14 protein-coding genes are annotated in these 18,090 nt (G+C 40.0%); 2 read left to right on the top strand and 12 right to left on the bottom strand.

What is annotated here, in order from left to right:
• Position 1 precedes the first annotated feature (1 nt).
• Genes HMPREF0766_RS20900 through HMPREF0766_RS22645 form a run of 3 tightly spaced genes read right to left on the bottom strand, consistent with a single transcriptional unit; the run spans position 2 to position 3,870 of the window.
• Positions 2–1,897 (bottom strand): hypothetical protein, encoded by a 1,896-nt coding sequence (locus HMPREF0766_RS20900; RefSeq protein ID WP_037461076.1) that lies wholly within the window; start codon positions 1,895–1,897, stop codon positions 2–4.
• The gene (locus HMPREF0766_RS20895; protein WP_138944216.1) at positions 1,894–3,162 is read right to left on the bottom strand and encodes a hypothetical protein; all 1,269 of its coding nucleotides are present in this window, start codon (positions 3,160–3,162) and stop codon (positions 1,894–1,896) included. The genes HMPREF0766_RS20900 and HMPREF0766_RS20895 overlap by 4 nt, the downstream gene beginning before the upstream one ends.
• 54 nt (positions 3,163–3,216) lie before the next feature.
• Positions 3,217–3,870: a hypothetical protein gene (locus HMPREF0766_RS22645; RefSeq protein WP_003001963.1), complete on the bottom strand. Its 654-nt coding sequence runs from the start codon at positions 3,868–3,870 to the stop codon at positions 3,217–3,219.
• Positions 3,871–4,074: 204 nt separating this feature from the next.
• Between HMPREF0766_RS22645 and HMPREF0766_RS20885 the strand changes: the two genes are divergently transcribed.
• On the top strand, positions 4,075–5,103 hold the full coding sequence (locus HMPREF0766_RS20885; RefSeq protein WP_037461092.1) for a bestrophin family protein: 1,029 nt from the start codon (positions 4,075–4,077) through the stop codon (positions 5,101–5,103).
• A 36-nt stretch (positions 5,104–5,139) separates the two neighbouring features.
• Positions 5,140–6,723: a Na+/H+ antiporter gene (locus HMPREF0766_RS20880; RefSeq protein WP_003001953.1), complete on the top strand. Its 1,584-nt coding sequence runs from the start codon at positions 5,140–5,142 to the stop codon at positions 6,721–6,723.
• 447 nt (positions 6,724–7,170) lie between these two features.
• Here HMPREF0766_RS20880 and HMPREF0766_RS20875 read toward each other — a convergent pair whose 3' ends face one another.
• The 9 genes from HMPREF0766_RS20875 to HMPREF0766_RS20835 all read right to left on the bottom strand — a co-directional run bounded on the left by HMPREF0766_RS20875 (position 7,171) and on the right by HMPREF0766_RS20835 (position 17,884).
• Positions 7,171–7,956, bottom strand: a complete 786-nt coding sequence (locus tag HMPREF0766_RS20875) for a YoaK family protein (protein ID WP_003001950.1) — start codon at positions 7,954–7,956, stop codon at positions 7,171–7,173.
• Positions 7,940–8,443, bottom strand: coding sequence for a hypothetical protein (locus tag HMPREF0766_RS20870; protein WP_003001947.1), 504 nt, complete (start codon positions 8,441–8,443; stop codon positions 7,940–7,942). The genes HMPREF0766_RS20875 and HMPREF0766_RS20870 overlap by 17 nt, the downstream gene beginning before the upstream one ends.
• Positions 8,427–8,942: a hypothetical protein gene (locus HMPREF0766_RS20865; protein WP_003001946.1), complete on the bottom strand. Its 516-nt coding sequence runs from the start codon at positions 8,940–8,942 to the stop codon at positions 8,427–8,429. The genes HMPREF0766_RS20870 and HMPREF0766_RS20865 overlap by 17 nt, the downstream gene beginning before the upstream one ends.
• A gap of 127 nt (positions 8,943–9,069) precedes the next feature.
• On the bottom strand, positions 9,070–10,425 hold the full coding sequence (locus HMPREF0766_RS20860; protein ID WP_003001943.1) for a HAMP domain-containing sensor histidine kinase: 1,356 nt from the start codon (positions 10,423–10,425) through the stop codon (positions 9,070–9,072).
• A gap of 8 nt (positions 10,426–10,433) precedes the next feature.
• On the bottom strand, positions 10,434–11,138 hold the full coding sequence (locus HMPREF0766_RS20855) for a response regulator transcription factor (protein WP_003001940.1): 705 nt from the start codon (positions 11,136–11,138) through the stop codon (positions 10,434–10,436).
• Positions 11,139–11,303: 165 nt separating this feature from the next.
• Positions 11,304–12,809, bottom strand: a complete 1,506-nt coding sequence (locus tag HMPREF0766_RS20850) for a SusD/RagB family nutrient-binding outer membrane lipoprotein (protein ID WP_003001937.1) — start codon at positions 12,807–12,809, stop codon at positions 11,304–11,306.
• A gap of 11 nt (positions 12,810–12,820) precedes the next feature.
• Positions 12,821–16,177: a SusC/RagA family TonB-linked outer membrane protein gene (locus HMPREF0766_RS20845; RefSeq protein ID WP_003001935.1), complete on the bottom strand. Its 3,357-nt coding sequence runs from the start codon at positions 16,175–16,177 to the stop codon at positions 12,821–12,823.
• Between the two features lie 57 nt (positions 16,178–16,234).
• Complete coding sequence (locus HMPREF0766_RS20840; protein ID WP_003001934.1) at positions 16,235–17,302, bottom strand: FecR family protein; 1,068 nt, start codon at positions 17,300–17,302, stop codon at positions 16,235–16,237.
• Between the two features lie 54 nt (positions 17,303–17,356).
• Complete coding sequence (locus HMPREF0766_RS20835) at positions 17,357–17,884, bottom strand: sigma-70 family RNA polymerase sigma factor (protein ID WP_003001931.1); 528 nt, start codon at positions 17,882–17,884, stop codon at positions 17,357–17,359.
• Between the last annotated feature and the right edge of the window lie 206 nt (positions 17,885–18,090).

Genomic DNA, 18,090 nt, shown 5'->3' with positions numbered 1-18,090 from the left:
TTTATTGGCCTTTATAACGATAATCAATAGTTCTAATAATATTATTATCCAGATCTTTAACATATCTGAGACGTTGAAAACCATCATACTCATAGAATTCCGTAAGTCCTTTTGGATCTGTTTTACTTGTCATCCCGACTTGTGAGGTATAGGTGTATGTATTCATCTGACTACCTGCAGGATATACTCTTACTTCATCAATACCCTCTCCGTCAGTCAATAACATATTGTTTTGAAAACTTCTCTTCATATAAAACCATTTTCCATTCTCCAGATAGCGGTAATCGACAATGTAAGCTTTTGCATTGGGTGCAGTAAAAGGGATAAGATAATCACCGTATAAACATCCTTTTCCAAAAATAGCATTCACATGCCTGTATTGCTCTTCTTCTTCAAATCCCTGATAATAAAATTCCTTTAGTGCATTTTCAATTAAAGTGCCTTGAGGATAGGTAACACTCACCATCCCTGCACTATTTGGAATTGAGGTTTTACAATATATAGTAAGTGTATAATTTCCTGCAGGAGCGTTCTTTATCAGTAGTGTATTTGCATCTTTATTACCGGAATAGCAATATTGTGACGGAGAGTTACTCATACAAAAATAGCCGTTTGTAGAATACGCCCCCGATAACATATAGTCAACATATAAAATGCTATTAGATGACAGAAAAGTACCTGGAAATAATTTTATTTCTATATTTCCATCATAATTAGTCGTAAATGAAAGGGTACGGCTTCTTCCTGCTATAGTCTCGAAATTTAAGTTTTGAGACCTTATATCATAGTTGTACTTGGTATCGTTATTATTTGCGTTGATGATTTCCACAACAGGATATTCATTGTTTTTATTCCATTGGTAGGCTTTTGAAGGACCATTACTGAGACGGATCTGCTGAGGCCGGCCGTTTGAAGTAAAGTTTGTTGATTCTATACGCTGCTCTAAAGTATTATTATCATATTTACTTGCGACGGATTCCAAAACAAACAATTGTGTATTGTTCTCTTTTTTACGTATATAGTTGTTTTTTATTCTAATACTTTCCTGACTATTAACACTGTATGATTCTTCTAAAACGGGAGAAATAAAATGATTTGACAACATCTCATTACATGGAAATACACTTGAAAAATCAAACGGATATTTTTTTTCCAACCTCGTAATATCCCCCGTACTACGTTTTGAAGAGATTGAAGCAGGACTCAGATAGTTACCCGTATACTTATATGCCGTTGATACGCCTATAGTATCCACATTATCTTCTTTAAAGCTCTCTGTTTTATTATTCAAACGTGATTTGAAAATTCCGATGCGGTATACTGAAAAGCTTGTATTTTCATAGGCGAAAACAGCTCCTGAATAATTTGATTGATCTACATATTCATAATCATAGTATACGGCTTGTCTTAACGTATACCTTTTGGCTGATGGATTCCATGCATATGTTTTTTCAGCAATCATGGTTCCGTTTTTATAATCATTTGTACCCTGTACGCCCGGAATTATTTTATCATAGGTATCGGGATTATTTACAAAAAAATATTCTTTTTTTCCATTACTCATATTAATACCCGTATCCACAACATTGACCTGATCATAACCAACGATGACACTTGAGCTCCCGAGAGACACTATACTGCTGGAATATACATAAGAACGGTCTATTGTTACAGACACAGGCTGATTACCGCATGAGGTAGAATAAGTAGCTCGATTAGAACCCAAATTTGTATAATAGGATAGTAGCCTGCCCGACGACAGCAATTCTCCATTTATTAGCTTATTATAATTAAAAGTTCTATTCAAAAGGATATTCCCGTTTATATCATAATTTATCATATTCTTAATACGTACTCCTAATTCTGATGCAGGAACAGAAGCTGTTGAGACACTCACACTGGTAAATAATCATGATTTTCATAGGTAAATTGTGTGTATCCACCTGTAGGATAAGTGATAGATTTGAGCATTGTCACAAAAGGATCCTGACTGTAATACCCATAATATTTCTGTGTTGCAGCGGTGGTCATTGGAATATTCCCTTCATAATATCCCAAAGTGTGTGTTTTCTTTTGTAAGATATCGGATGCCGATTCTTCCACTTTAGTCAATTTTAATCTCCGACTAGCGGTATTCCCATCAACCGAAAAATAAGAATAGTCAAAATTAAAGTTTCGGAGAACCTCGTTTTCATTATTTTTTATTAAAAATGATATTAGTTTTTTGGCCTTCCCGTCCGAAGTTTGAAGATCTTCTCTCTCATCATAAGAAAAGGCAATTTGTCCATTTTTTCCGGTTATACGTTGAAGCAGTACTTCATCAGCCTTAGCTATAGTATTACCTCCGAGACTCTGATATCGAGGATAGCTATTTATTATTTGAGTATTACATTCAGGAGTGGTTGCAGTTGTACCAATAGAGCTAATACTAATTTGCATTAATTGCGAAGAAGAAGATAGTAGACTACGAGGAGCAACACTATAGGTAAAAACTATCCTTTCATTGTTATTCAATACTATTTCACTGAGATACCATGCTGAAATCACATCATTTGTAATATTCGAAGGGCTTGTTAATGAAGAATATTCTTTTTGTCTGAAATAATATTTTACGCCATCCGGAGTTAAGGCTGCAAAATTATCATCATTCTCCCTGTAAATCAGGATATCTTCCGATTGATTAATTATTTTAGCAGACTGCAGTCCGGCAGAATAGGGTAAAATAAATCGCCCTGTTCTACCATTGAAATTATAGAAAAATATATCCGGCTCTGCGTCCTTGGAGGTCCCATTTGAAAATCCGTTGGGCCTGAGATCATCCACAGATTTAATACTTCTGGTAATTACACCTCCTGCATTTAAACTCCAGCCAAGTCCTACTATCGAAGCTTTATCCAGATACCGAAGTCCGGAACTTAAATAAGATAATTTCATATCTAACTCAAAACCACTTTGACTATATTTATATAATGGTATTTCAGCATTAACCTGTCCGGAATAATTATTAACAGGTACCTCTCCGTAGATTCCTAATGAAGCTGCTGTAGGTGACGGTGGTATATTGTTCGGAAGCTTCGGTCCTTCGGGAATTTGTGAGTATGCTCTATTATTTGCTCCTGCTATACATAAGCAAATCATCAATATTAAAAATCTATTTTTCACAATTTGGATTGATTAGTTTAGGTCTGTATTTACTTTCTAAATAACTTATTACAGCTATCTCTTTTCTAATTCACTAATCCTTTTCTCCTGATTAAGTATATAAAGCGTCAATTCTTCTACTTTCTTAAGCAATAATTTATTCATTTCTCCAAGTGATACTCCTTCTTTCTCAACTTCAGCTGCCTTAGGAATATCCGGCAGATGACCATGCTCCTCTATATAGGTATTAAGCTCGGAGAGTGATCTTAATTTATAATCTTTCTTAAAAACATAATCCGGCCAATTAGCGGCTTCAACCTTGATCTCCTTTGTTCTGATATTACCATTTACAGAGAGTCTTTCAGCTGGTTCATTCATCCCAACCCCTATATTTCCATTAGCTAGCACCTGAAAGTAAGGATGATACAAGCCTGTTCTGTAATCTTTTGCCCCGACAACAAAACGGTCTCCGGGAGATCCGTGATCATCTCCGATCTCTACCCTCAGATGACTGCTATTAAACGCTTCATTATACCGGTACATAGAAAGAAAGTCGGTGGATTCAGAGATACCTCCAAAGTATAACCTTTTTCCGGGTCCCAATTCAATGGAATAATCATATTCGCCTATCTGTAAATTATCTTTAATAATTTGCTCCTGAGCATTGACATAACCTGATGCTACGACTAAGAATAGCGCAACAATACATTTCTTGGGTTGAAATTTCATAATTTATCTGGTTAATTATAATTCCATTAAACGGAAAAATAAATTTAAATATAAATATATGAGAATAAAAAATAATTTTCAAAATATTTTTTTTCACAAAACAAATCAGATTCCTTTTGTTGTTTTGTAATTTGTCTACCTTCTCCTTTACACAAATAATTCATGAAATATTTTATATTTGAGTATACATCACACTTAAAATTCATGATTGTAAGAAAAACGCTTAGTCTGACGGCAATTTTCAGATTCGCAGGTCATCACCTCTGGTGGCTGATTACCTATATGGTATTGGTATCCATCCTTTATAAAGTAGCCGGGTGGCACTGGATTTCTATTCCCTGGTTGCCGGTATCTTTAGTCGGTACGGCATTAGCTTTTTATATAGGCTTCAAAAACAACCAGTCTTACGACAGGGTGTGGGAAGCGCGAAAAATATGGGGTGCAATCGTCAACAGCAGCAGAAGCTGGGGAACTATGGTAAATGCTTTTGTATGCAACAGTGCAGATACACAGTTTACATCGAATGAGATCAATCAGCTAAAAAAACACCTGATATACCGCCATATAGCCTGGCTGTATACCCTTCGGGAACAACTACTGGTCCCTACACAATGGGAACATGTAAGTCTGAGAGGGCACTTTGGAAAAATAGCCCGAAAACGTCAGGAACTGGAGGGTGTGGGTTTGTATAGAGATTACCTGAACGAAACCCAAAAACAAAATTATTTCTTTGATGATCAGGAACTCCGCACTGCTGCTAATAAGGCAACCCAGCTCATCAACCTGCAATCTCAGCAACTGGCAGCACTGGAAGAACAAGCAGTCCTGCATATGCGGAAACAGCTGGATCTGCAAAAAGTGCTTTCCGATTTCTACGATCATCAGGGAAGAGCCGAACGGATCAAAAAATTTCCGATACCCCGGCAATATGCCAATCTGAGTTTTATTTTCAACTGTATTTTTATACTGCTCTTACCTTTAGGGATTGTTGCCGAATTTTCAAAACTGGGAGATGCCGGAGTCTGGCTGATGATACCCTTTGGGACAATCGTAGGCTGGATCTATGTACTGATGGAATTGATTGGGGATTATTCCGAAAATCCTTTTGAAGGATTAGGTACAGACATTCCGATGCTTTCTATCTGCAGAACCATAGAAATCGATCTGTTGCAGATGCTGGGAGAAACGGACATTCCAAAACCTATACAACCTGTCAAAGACGTACTGATGTAAAAATCTTTCCATTAAAACTACAGCACAACTCATCCGATGCACACCTTCTTCCCTCTTATTTTGGCTATGATAGCCGTCATCGTACTCCTGAACATGTGGGCTGCGAGACTCCGAATCGCTTATCCCATACTTCTGGTTATCGGCGGGCTACTGATCAGTTTTATACCGGGATTACCAGTCGTAAGAATTAATCCTGATCTTATTTTCTTTATATTTCTCCCTCCCCTGCTTTTTGAAGCCAGCTGGTCCATCTCCTTTAAAGAGATGAAAAAATGGTGGCGCATCATCGGTAGCTTTGCTTTCCTTGTCGTCTTTTTCACAGCGTTATCCGTAGCCTTGGCAGCGAATTACTTTATTCCCGGCTTCACGATTGCACTTGGATTTCTATTAGGCGGCATTGTATCTCCTCCGGATGCTGTGAGTACCGGAGCCATCACCAAATTTGTAAAAATCCCCAAGTCAACATCTGCCATTCTGGAAGGAGAAAGTCTGCTCAATGATGCATCCTCATTGATTATCTTCCGCTTTGCGTTAGTGACAGTGGGCACCGGACAGTTTATCTGGCATGAAGCAACACTTAGTTTTCTTTGGATGGTGGTGGGCGGTGCAGGTATAGGACTGGTACTGGCCTGGCTATTTGTGCAGGCACACAAACGCCTTCCGACAGATGCCGCATCCGACATCACCCTTACACTCATTGAACCGTATATTATGTATTGGATTGCCGAGCAGGTGCACAGTTCGGGAGTGATGGCTGTCGTTTGTGGCGGATTGTTTATGTCTGCCAGAAGGTTGATATTCCTGAATAGCACCAGTCGTATCAGAGGTTACAGCGTATGGGAGAGTTTTGTATTTATTCTCAATGGTACCGTTTTTTTCATCATAGGTCTGGAACTTCCAGAGATCGTAGAAGGTCTACGCTCCAAAGGTATCCCCCTCCGTACAGCCATAGGATATGGAGTCCTGGTAACTGTAGTACTCGTTGCAGCCCGTATCGTCAGCTCGTATGCAGCGATGATGGCCACCCTTATTTTTCGTCCCAATGTGGCGCCGCGTGCTACTTCCAGAAGAAGACAATTGCTCATGCCTCTGCTACTAGGCTGGACAGGTATGCGGGGTGTAGTCTCTTTAGCAGCGGCATTATCCATACCTGTTGCTTTCGACAATGGCATGGCGTTTCCATATCGCAATCTGATCTTATTTATCACCTTTGTAGTTATATTGCTCACCCTTGTTGTTCAAGGACTTACGCTTCCTTATTTTATAGAAAAAAGTGGCTCATTCCGCGCATTTATAAACGAGGAAAAAGAAAAATCAGCCAGACAAAAGATGAAACAGGATCTGAAACAACACACCTATCAGTTTCTAAAGCACAAATATGACAATGAACTGAAAGGACATGCAGGGATGGATCTGATCATGAAACATTGGGAAGATAAGACAAAAGCTGCTGATGACAGCTGGATGAGTGATAAGACAAAAGCTGTCTTCTATGAACTGCTCGAAAGTCAGCGTCAGTTTCTTACCGAATTAAATAAAGATCCGGCAGTAAACGAAGAGTTCATCCGTCAGCAACTCTATCAGATCGATCTGGAAGAAGAACGATTGAGAGTTATTTAAAACATAAGATGTGCCGCTATATCAATATATGAGTAAAATATGTAATCAGAATATAAACTGCATCTCATTGTTTTAAGTATTTGTTTTATGAGCTGTACTTTTTAATGCGGAAAATAAGAAGAGTAACGTTATTTCAAAAATAAAATACAAGAGCGATTCTTAGGAAGCGGATAAACTTTGGGTTTCTCACCATGACACGACTGTTTTCAGAAGAGAAGAGGTTATGATAAGCCGTCCCTGCAGTAAACCGGAGTTAGCAGAGCGATTTGAATTGATCCCCCCTAATACCCGAACACAAAGCAAAAGTTGACTGATCTACTACTGAAATCAGCCAACTTTAAAAGCACCGGTTTACCCTGAAAAACTAAAAAAACTCAATTATAAATATTTTTAACGTACACTGTTTGCAAGAAGAACGGCCGTCATATTGTTAGGATCGTTCCTCCATTATATCTCCATCTGTTCAGGCATCAGATTTTTTGCTTCCACTTTCTCTCTTTTGCGATGTCTTCTTTCATAATGGTATCTGATCATTTTCAATTTATAATAATCATAAAAAGCAATAACCAGCAATACAAAACAAACGACATAAAAAGCCTTATTCCCGATATAGTTGTAAACCAGTCCGCTGGTCAGTCCGCCAATGATATACGCAAATAATATCGTGAGCAACAAGTGAAATTTCTGCACCAATGCCTTATTCCGACGGTTTTCCCTTTTGGCAAACATTGATACCAGAATAGCGAGATCCGTTGACAGACCGGTAAGGTGCGTCGTCTTAATCACAGAATTGGAAATACTTGCTGTAAGACCATTTTGAAGTCCCATCGCAAATAATAAGGCCCCTACTAAAAATTCTGTTTCCTGTAAGGTCTCCTGATAAAAGAATTCCAGGTAGATTCCCACACCAAGTATACTGATAATCTCCAGCATGATGGGCACGGCATGCGATACATACTGACTCCACCTGCCTTTACCGTGAATAATCAAACTATTGGAAACCAGACTTCCGATAAAGAAAAGTAAGATCCACAAAAGTACGACGGCTCCCTGATACCAATTGCCTTTGGATACCTCCTGTGAAAAAACAGCATAATACCCCGTAATATTAGAGGTAAAGGAGAAAAAGACAATCACCGACACGACATTAGTCATGCCTGCTGAGAAGGCTGTCAAGCCTCCCAGCCACATGTTGTCCTGTTGCGTTCTATGATTACTATACTTTCTTAGCATAATTATTTTCTAATTCTTTTCTTTTTAAAACTATTTTTACAACTCCTTTGACTTGCAGATCAAGATTAAAATGCAATTCCATCTTATCTCTTGTCAGGTTCTGAATTTGAAAACTCTCAATTTTCCTTCCATCCTTACGGAGTTCCAGAATATGACCACGACCTTTGATATACCATTGCAGGCTATCTGTGTCCTGCTCAGAAAGAATGCTTCCATTCTCTGCAAAATGCCATACATTCATATGATAAGGCACCACCTGATCAAAGATTTCCAACTTCATCTGTTCATTGATATAACCACTTTGACTACTGGTCTTATTATTGTAATCAGACTTTTCAAAATACCATCCCACTTCTTCCCATTCCCCCTGAATAAGTTTTTCAGGGCTTCTGGAAAACAATACTCCTGTCAATGCAACCATCAACAAGGAAATAATCAATACATAATTGACCTTCGTTAATGTAGATTTACTAATACGTAACATCATATTGACTTCTAAAAAATAAATCAGCAATTTCATTCTGTTCAGCATGCTGTTTCTCTGAAAGTGAAGAGTCAGACAATACCGATAAAAAAGGTGCAGCTTTCATCATAGGACGGTGAAGGTCCAGATAATGTTTGTGCGTACAGGTACTGTAATGCTCTTCGTGTAATATGACTTCGTGAATATGATTTCCTTTAAGGTAGTTTCGGATATAGTTAGGGTTATCAGAAGTAAGCACATCTGCATACAGTCCACTGACCTTTTCACCGAAACGGTTTTCTATCATCTGACATCCTTTTATAAATTCTTCAGATTGTACCTTTTGCAGATACTCTTCTTTGGAAAAAATAAATAGTTCAGTCATGAACGAACCGGAACGCATACCATATGCGAGTACAACCTCTACCTGAGCCGCCGGCTCCTCTTCTAATACGGTAATCAGAAACTGTAAAGAATGGATGCTGAAATCCGTCGGTATCAATATTCTTTTTGCCTTTGCCATAGTACTTACAAAAGTAAGACAGCACTATTGCAGCAGCATTAACCGCACATTAGAAGTCCATTAGACTTTTAAGGAAGAAATTAAAATGAGATTAAAATGCTTAAAACGGATTAAAACCGGATTAAAATCAGACAAAAAGAGAAGGTAATTCGATAGTGACAGTCGTTCCCTGTCCTTCAACCGAGCTCACCCGCAACTGACCGTTGTGCATATGTATAATATTACGGGCCAGTGGCAAACCTATCCCGTATCCAGAATAATTAAGCGTATTGGAAGCTCTGAAATAAGGATCGTAGATATGTTTGAGTTCTTTCTCAGGAATACCGATACCATTGTCTTTGATAACAATAACAACCTTATCCTTTGAGGCTCCCAAAGCGATATATGCAGTCTGATCCGCAGAATACTTGCAGGCATTGGAAATAATATTAGAAAAGGCCAGATGCAACAAAGGAAGTACACCATTTACTTTCAGACGCATGGAATCTTCCGGCAACAAACTGAAATCTGTTTTAATCCTGAACTTATTGTTTATTTGCTTGACCATTAATTCAGCATCCATTACGGCCTGGTCGACACGCGTGGGTTTGAAATTGATTTTATTTCCTTCATAGCCTGTACGCGCCAGTAACAGCAAGGCATGCGTTTTTTTCTCCAGATGTCCGGCTGCATCCATAATTCGGGAAAGTGCTGTTCTGTATTCATCATCTGTCCTCTGCTTGGAAAGTGCGAGATCAGCTGTCACAATGATGGAAGTAAGTGGTGTATTTAATTCATGCGAAGCATTACTTATAAAGTTCTTCTGTGTTTCAAAAGAAGTTTCTATCCTGTTGAGCATGCTGTTGAAAGTAGCGGCCAGTTTGTTAAGTACGCTTTTATCTTTTGATTCATTCAGCCTGAGATACAGATTCTCCGATCCGATAATTTCGACTTCCTTGATGATTTTGTGAATAGGCTTCAGAAAAGAACGCTTTACAATCATTGAAATAACAATGATCAGCAAACAGGCAAACAGAAGGCTGATAAACAACAGGTTACGAAGATAAGCCAGATGATGGGTGTAGAAATAATTTTCGGCAGATACCCCGATCAGATAATGACGACCATCCTTTTGGTAGATATTAGTAGAATAGAAGATTTTGCCGTCTTTAAAATTACTGGGACCGTTTTTACTGATCTGTCCGGACAGATCGGCGGGAAACGCCACAATAGAACGAAAATTACCCTGCTTATCAATCTCCGCCATAAACTCCTTCTGATTGAACAGATTCTCAACATATTCAGTCTGAAGATGCTGCTGATCCCCGCTATGATCGGTCTTGAGCAAGCGCTCTGCAGCAAGCTTACGGCGCAGTTCTAATCGTTTATAGAAATCACTGAATGCAAAATTAGAAATAGAATAAAAGATGAATGTGACAAACAGAACGGTATAAACAATCAGGATGCCAATAGAAAAGTAAAGTGTCTTGTTGTAACTACGCATAAATTTATTTATTCATCTCCTTTGAGAACATATCCCATACCGATTACCGTATGAATCAATTTCATCGGGCTGTGTTTTTCTATTTTACGGCGCAGGTAGTTGACATATACATCCACAACATTTGAGCCTATATCAAAATTAATCCCCCATACTTCATCCAGCAATTCGCTTCGCATAAAGACTTTTTTGGGTGATCGCATAAAAAGCTGTAAAAGACGATATTCAGTAGAAGTCAGATTGAGCTCCTCATCATTACAGTAAGCTACTTTTTGATAATCATCAAGTTTTAACACACTGTAACGATATACTTCATTTTTCATCTGGCTTTGTACAGATTTTGAAATCTCTGACTTACGGCGCAGTAGCGTTCTTATTCTTGCCTTTAATTCGATTAATTTAAAGGGTTTTGACATATAATCATCCGCGCCATTATCCAGTCCAAGCACCACATTTTCGGGACTTCCAAGAGCAGTAAGCATCAGTACAGGAAGATCTGTATATCCCGAATCCCGGATAGCTTTACACACATCCAGCCCGTTCATTTGAGGTAGCAAAATATCCAGAATAACCAGATCCACAGCCTTTGTCCGTACAATTTCTAATGCCTTAAGACCATCCATAGCATGAATGACTTTATATCCGTCCTCTTCCAATCCCTGAATAACCAGTTCAGCGACATTTTGTTCATCCTCTACTAACAGTATTTCGTTCATTTCTTAGCTTCTTCTCTATTATTATATCTTCAACAGATACCCCAAGCTATAAAAATAATTATTTAGCACTGATTTACCAATTATCCCTAACTTTTCTTTATTCTGTAAAAGAAAACATAAAAAAGGAGACTTTCAGCAAAGTCCCCTCCAATGTGATATTATATACTATTTCTTATCCCACCATACTTTGGACAGGAATGAATCACCGTTAGACATCCGCTCCACAGCAGCTTTATAATTTGCTTCATTAAGCTGAGCCTCTTCTGAAGAATATATTGCTCTACGCGGAATCTTGCCGTTTGTAGACCCTTGCATAGGTCCCGGAGTCAACACAGGATAACCCGTTCTTCTCCATTCCGCGAAAGCTTCAAAATTACGACCAAACAAATGTATCCATTTTTGGGTCTGGATTTTTTCTAACCGCTGATCTGCAGATAAACCGTTAAAAGATAAAACCTGATCGACGTAGGTCTGCGGAACAGTAGCCATATTATAGGGTGACACGGCAAAAGCTGCCTTTACAGCATCCTGAAATGTTTTTTCTGCATCTACCTGATCCCAACCCAAGAAAGCTGCTTCTGCTCTGAAAAAAGCAACTTCAGAATACGTAAGCGCGTAACTCGGAATTGGTGCAAAAGAGATACTAAACCAGGTTTTTGTGGATGCCGTAGAGTAATTAGCGCGAATCACCTGTGCTAACTGATTATCCGTAAGCGCCACTCCTATTCCTTCATACTTATCTGTCCCGGTACCGGCAGAGCTAGCTGTAGGAGCTGCTATCAAAGGTAATCGGGGATCATTGTAATTTTTAAGTGTGGTAACCAGGGTATTAGCGAGATAACGAATATCCGAACTACCGGTAATAAACTGACGTAACATGGGGTTGTAGTTTTCGGCCTGCGCATTATTGAAAGTCGGAACCGCAGCATTGTCTGCATTTGAACTCAATAATCCATACGGAGATGCAATAGCTTCCGTAACCGTCTTCTGTGCCAGTTGGGCATTGGCGTACCGTATACGCATACCCAGTTTCAGTTTAAGAGAGTTCCCAAACTTTGCCCATTTCGACACATTACCTCCGTAGAAAAAATCGGCTGTTCCGTACGAATTGTCAGACGCATTCAGTCTGGCAAGAGCTGCATCCAGTTGCTGGATCAGCACCGGATAGATATCCTCCTGTTTGTCAAATGCCGGTGTACGCTGTATTGCTCCCGCATCCTGCGTTACAGCAGAAAAAGGTATATCTCCGAACAGATCTGTCATACGTTGCCAGATATAGATTTCATAGATTCGCGCTATCGCCAGTTTACTGCGACCTTCCGGCAGATCTTCTTTACCTTTTAATTCCTGACGGATCTGCATCAGATTTTTCAGCAAATCATAGTGCTGTGACCAGATCGCATTCTCCGGTGCTTCGATATATCTCGATGTCGGAACAATCGGACCTCCCGCCCAATGCTGTACCCATGATCCAAATTTATTATTCGGCAATTCGCCGGACTCATAGAAACTACCGTCCCGAAGAGAACGTGACAGCAGAAGACCCGGATCTATTGTCGTGACAGAGGTCGGCGGTTTATTGATCTGTTCAAAATCTTTTGTACAGCTGTTTAATAAGACAGAACCGATAAATAGTCCCAAACTTACTTTATATATGTTACTACGTTTCATTTTTCCGGATATTAAAAGTTTACAGATAAATTGATTCCAATATTACGCATCATCGGTAAAGAAGTTGACTCTATACCGATCGAAGAGTTATTGGTATTGAATGAAGCCGATTCAGGAGAAAATCCATCTGTTTTACGCTGAAAATAGAATAGATTGCGCCCGTATACTCCGACTTTAGCGCCTTGTATATATTTCGGAGGCAGTATACCTTTTGGAAGACTGTAGGACAGGCTGATTTCGCGCATAGCAATATAACTTCCGTCATTAAGCATTTCCTCGGATACCATCACTTCCTTTTCTCCTGCCACCACATTCCAGTAATCCTGTGCCCGCACCTGCATCGTATTCTGCACACCTGAGTTTTTCCAGGTATTATCCGGCTGTAAAGTACCAAGATATCCTGATGCCACATATGTACCGTCACGGCCTTCGACTGTCTTATTAGATACACCGTAGATAATTTGCTCCCGGTTAGATTGAGAAAAGATTAAACCTCCCTGACGGATATCTACCAGTGCATATAAGGCTATACCTTTATAACGGAATGTATTAGAGAATCCGCCCAGCCATTTCGGTTGTGCATTACCCAGATCAGTAGTGACACGTCCTGCAGTACGAAGCGGCAGACCTGTATTAGGATCAATCAGTCTGTTTCCGTTTTCATCTTTGATCCAGGCAAACTGCGTACCTATAAGCTGTCCGAACGGCTTACCTACCTCAGCTACCACATTGATCCCCCTATCCGATCCCAACAGGAAAACATCGACTCCGGGAGCCAGAGATTTAACCATATTGCGGTTGCGGTTAAAGTTGAAAGATGTTTCCCACTGAAATCCACCGGATGTTTTGACTGGCGTACCACCCAGTACAAATTCTATCCCTTTATTCGAGATCTCTCCGGCATTAATACGGTTCACCTTAAACATACTTGAAGGTGCAATCGGAATATCTAAGATTTGATTTTTGGTATTGGCATTGTAATAAGTAAAAGAAAAGTTCATCCGGTTATTCAGAAAACGCAGGTCAGCACCAAACTCGACTGAAGTAGTCAGTTCATTTTTCAGATCCGGATCAGGAATTACTTCTGTAAAAGTTGCCAGTGGCACACCTCCGTGTGTATACTGATTCAGACTATAAGCTCCTGTAAGCTGATAGGGATTACCTGAACTACCGGCTTGTGCCCATGAAGCTCTGACTTTCAGGAATGAAAGCGCTTTTGGATTGAATTTCCATATATCCGACAGAATCAAACTTCCGCTGACAGACGGATAGAAAAAGGAATTATTATTCTTGGATAAAGTAGAAGACCAATCGTTTCGTGCTGAAAAATCCAGAAAAGCATAATCTTTATAGCTGATCTGTCCCGATCCGTAAACCGAATTAATCTCCGACTCAATAAGATTAAAGATATATGAATTTGTAGTGGTATTATTGATCACGTACAGATCCGGAACAATAAACTGATTACCTGTGTTTCCGGTATTTCGCATAAACCGGCTGAGATGACTGGCCCCGGCATTGAGTGAGATCTTGATATCCTCCGTCGCACTGAAACTGGAACTTAGCAATGCATCCAGGTTGTTTTCTCTGGACCGGATAATTTCCTCCCGGATATCGCCTTTGCGATTGAGACTCTGGTATGTTCCGATCGGACGATAACGGAACCGCTGATCCGTATACAGATCCGTACCTCCGGTAGCTGTGAGTCGTAACCAGGGCGCAAACTCATACGACAGTCTTAACAAACCAATCAAACGATCACGTCTGTCCGTATTTCTGTTTTCATGTATGGTCCAGTACGGATTGGCTGTAGAACTGTTGGTTGCATAGGTTTTCTCCAATCCCTCAAATAAGTTTGAAAAACCCAGCTGATTATCAATATCATGCTTCGTCCATTTATAATCGGCCAGTACATCCATTCCCATACTTCTGGGCTGCGAGATCAGCAGGTAAGCTGGATTGTCCGATGCATCAGATAATGTAGGCCGGTTAACGCCTTCCTGCATAATATAATTAGCTTTGACATCTATGCTGAATTTATCTGTGATATTGGCCTGTGTGCGTAGGTTGAGACTGTTACGGTTTATAGTGTTAGTCGGTACATATCCCTTGATATTTGTATTGGCATACGAAAAACGGTAGTTGATCTTTTCATTACCCCCGTCTACACTCAGATCATTTACAAATTGTTTCTCCGTATCAAAAAAATCGCCGTATGTATTCGGTTTCGGAGTGAAACTTAAGACATTTCCAAACTGATCCTCATACTGCTGTCCTTCCATTTTCGCTCCCCATGATGACCGCATCAATCTGTCCCGGCCGGCACTCATTTTGGGCATACCGGAGTAATTGTTGGCAATAGCTTCTGCCATTGTTACAATTTTCCCGTCGGTCTTTCTAAAATGTGTAAAATTACCGTTTAATCCCTGCCCGTATACATTCTGAAAATCCGGAAGCACAAGGGCCGTCCCTATAGAAAAATCACTATTGAAATTGATATTTAATCCTCTGCCGGCTTTTCCTGTTTTAGTGGTAATAAGAATAACACCATTTGAACCCCGCTGTCCATACAGTGCAGCAGCATTAGGACCTTTCAGAACCGATATCGTTTCGATATCCTCCGGATTAATATTACTGATACCATCTCCGTAATCTGTTCCGCCGGAACTTCCTGCGGCACCGTAATTCTGATTGTCAATCGGCACACCATCCACGACATAAAGCGGCTGACTATTGCCGATCAGTGAATTATTACCACGGATAATCACTTTCGATGAACCACCGGCTCCTGATGCTGCACGGCTTACCTGTACACCGGCTACCTTACCCGACAGGGCATTGGCCACATTCGCTTCTTTCCCCTGTGTAAGTTCATTCCCCTTTAATTCAGCAACAGTATAACCCAAAGCTTTTTTCTCCCGTTTGATACCCAAAGCCGTCACGACAACTTCCTCCAGCACATCATTTCTGGATTCCAGCGTAACACTGATGGCAAGTTTGTCATTGCTTTTGATTGTGTAGCCTGTAAGCTCTTTTTTACTGTAGCCCAATGAACTGATTATAAAAGTATATCCTTCGCCGGCGGGTATTCCTTCAAATACAAATACACCTTCCGCATCAGTTGTACTGCTTTTACGAAAAGCCGTCAATTTATTTTCTATCGTAATAGTAGCACCGGATATTTTCGTTCCCTGCTCATCACGCACCAGACCGGATACGGATGCATTCGTCTGCGCCTCTGCGACCGATACTCCGATCAGTATAGACATGGCCAAAGCATAAGACAACTTTGGATTTAAGGATGGCCGCTTTATCCATAAATGAAAGGTAAGCCCCATGCCCGGTACAAAAAGTCTGTTTTTTTTCATAATCTGATTCAATAAAGTTGTTACTGTAAATGTTATCGCTTATACATGAATATTCTGTTATTCGGATTTATTTATTTCTTGTTTCAACTGTGCTCCCTTGCCGTTATCATCAATCTTCAGGATCAGGTGATGCAGCACGGCTATATCATTCAGGATGACCCGGTAATTATCAGCATTACGTTCATACCTTCCTGAAAAGTGAAGCTTTTCTATACCCGCTATTGACCATCGCGTATCCGTACCGTAAGCCTTGTCTATTTCGCTGAGTACTTCGGCTAGCTTCTTATTCTTAAATGCCAGTTCTTCAGGTTTTGAAACAGCAGAGGCATTTCTTTGATCTGGTGATACAGGAGCTTTCTTCAGAACATCAGCCAATAGCGAAAGCGTTGACAACTGAATATTGACTTCTTCTCCGGGCCGGAGGATCTGACTTATATATTGACCATTTATTTTTTCCTGATAATCTTCCACACGAATAGAACCCTCTAACAATCGTATTGCCACATGTTTAGCCTGCCGGGGAGCATCTACTATAAACTGTGTACCAAGTGCCGTCGTAACAAGCCGGTCCGAATACACCATAAATGGCTTTGTCTTATCCTTGTGAACAGAAAACTTTGCCTTTCCGACCAGCCAGATCTCACGTTTGTTTTTCCATTTAAAATTTTCGGCATAGCGCAGTTCCGCATTCGGATAAAGTAATACCGAACTGCTGTCACTCATGACAATATTCATGGGTTGATTACTCGCATTGATACGATACAGTGTAGGAATTTCTCTCTGAATTCCTGTTATAAGCGGAGCCTGATCATGCCGGGTAGCACGCTCTCCCAGAGCACACACAAGAAGCAATATAGCGGCAGCTGCCACTCTGTACAAAAATGAAAGATACAGACGTGGTTGTACCTCTTCTTCCTGCAACTGCTGAACAATCAGTTGAAAGATTTCATCCTGTCGTGACTCATCATACGAGTTATCTTCAGACCATTCGGTCCACTCCTCTTCCGGGAAGAAAGCTGCTGCATCTTCGCCATGCTCTTCCAGATATGCCCGTACAAAAGCATGTTCTTCGGGCGTGCACTGGCCTCTTAAAAATTTATTGATTAGTTCTCTACTGATGTTCATCTGATAGGTATACGATGTCAGTACGCATTCCCCCTAGTCAGCAGTGAAAAAAAATTAAAAAAAGAATAGCAGAAAGAATAAGTTTTTTTTGAGCACCTTCAGAGCAGAAGCGATATGGTTCTCTACGGTGCGGACAGAGATCTGCAGACGTTCTGCGATTTGGGCATAAGTCTGATGTTCAAAGCGACTCATCCGGAATACAGTCTGACGCATGGGAGGCATACGGTCGACCTCTTGCCTTAAGCGTTCCATATTTTCACGGTCTTCCACTTCTGTCTGATAATGATAATCCGAAGATCCTTCCCACAAACTATCGTTACGGCTGTATCGTGCAGATTGCCGCATATAATCGATCATGACTGAGCGTGTAACACAAAATAACTGAGCTTCCCACTTGATATGTTTGAGATCATATTGACTGTTCTTCCATATTTTGATAAATACCAATTGTACAACCTCTTCAGCCACAAAGGTTGAACCCGTTTTTTTGAGCACATAGGCATACACACGGGTATTCCATGCTTTGTAAAGCGATTCAAAAGTGGTAAAATCAGAGGTCTGATCAGTAAAATCAGCCGACATAACTAAATATTAACGTGTGAACAGTGGCTAAAAATAGGTTTATCATTTTACCGCAATATAAAGCGTATGTTAACATTACACTTTGCAATATTCACATACAGCCATGCGGTTGATATAAAGATAGAAATGATTTTTTAATTTTTCATCATTACCTCTGATAACCAAACAGTAAAGCCAGATCAAAATATGATCTGGCCTCAAACACT

The organism is Sphingobacterium spiritivorum ATCC 33861 (assembly GCF_000143765.1).
Classification (GTDB): domain Bacteria; phylum Bacteroidota; class Bacteroidia; order Sphingobacteriales; family Sphingobacteriaceae; genus Sphingobacterium; species Sphingobacterium spiritivorum.
This window is presented reverse-complemented; position numbering and strand designations above follow the sequence as displayed.

Excerpts from the sequence above, each read along its gene's own strand:
- HMPREF0766_RS20845 (WP_003001935.1), bottom strand. The coding sequence starts at position 16,177 with ATGAAAAAAAACAGACTTTTTGTACCGGGCATGGGGCTTACCTTTCAT.
- HMPREF0766_RS20880 (WP_003001953.1), top strand. The coding sequence starts at position 5,140 with ATGCACACCTTCTTCCCTCTTATTTTGGCTATGATAGCCGTCATCGTA.
- HMPREF0766_RS20835 (WP_003001931.1), bottom strand. The coding sequence starts at position 17,884 with ATGTCGGCTGATTTTACTGATCAGACCTCTGATTTTACCACTTTTGAA.
- HMPREF0766_RS20850 (WP_003001937.1), bottom strand. The coding sequence starts at position 12,809 with ATGAAACGTAGTAACATATATAAAGTAAGTTTGGGACTATTTATCGGT.
- HMPREF0766_RS20885 (WP_037461092.1), top strand. The coding sequence starts at position 4,075 with ATGATTGTAAGAAAAACGCTTAGTCTGACGGCAATTTTCAGATTCGCA.
- HMPREF0766_RS20870 (WP_003001947.1), bottom strand. The coding sequence starts at position 8,443 with ATGATGTTACGTATTAGTAAATCTACATTAACGAAGGTCAATTATGTA.
- HMPREF0766_RS20860 (WP_003001943.1), bottom strand. The coding sequence starts at position 10,425 with ATGCGTAGTTACAACAAGACACTTTACTTTTCTATTGGCATCCTGATT.
- HMPREF0766_RS20865 (WP_003001946.1), bottom strand. The coding sequence starts at position 8,942 with ATGGCAAAGGCAAAAAGAATATTGATACCGACGGATTTCAGCATCCAT.
- HMPREF0766_RS20875 (WP_003001950.1), bottom strand. The coding sequence starts at position 7,956 with ATGCTAAGAAAGTATAGTAATCATAGAACGCAACAGGACAACATGTGG.
- HMPREF0766_RS22645 (WP_003001963.1), bottom strand. The coding sequence starts at position 3,870 with ATGAAATTTCAACCCAAGAAATGTATTGTTGCGCTATTCTTAGTCGTA.
- HMPREF0766_RS20840 (WP_003001934.1), bottom strand. The coding sequence starts at position 17,302 with ATGAACATCAGTAGAGAACTAATCAATAAATTTTTAAGAGGCCAGTGC.
- HMPREF0766_RS20855 (WP_003001940.1), bottom strand. The coding sequence starts at position 11,138 with ATGAACGAAATACTGTTAGTAGAGGATGAACAAAATGTCGCTGAACTG.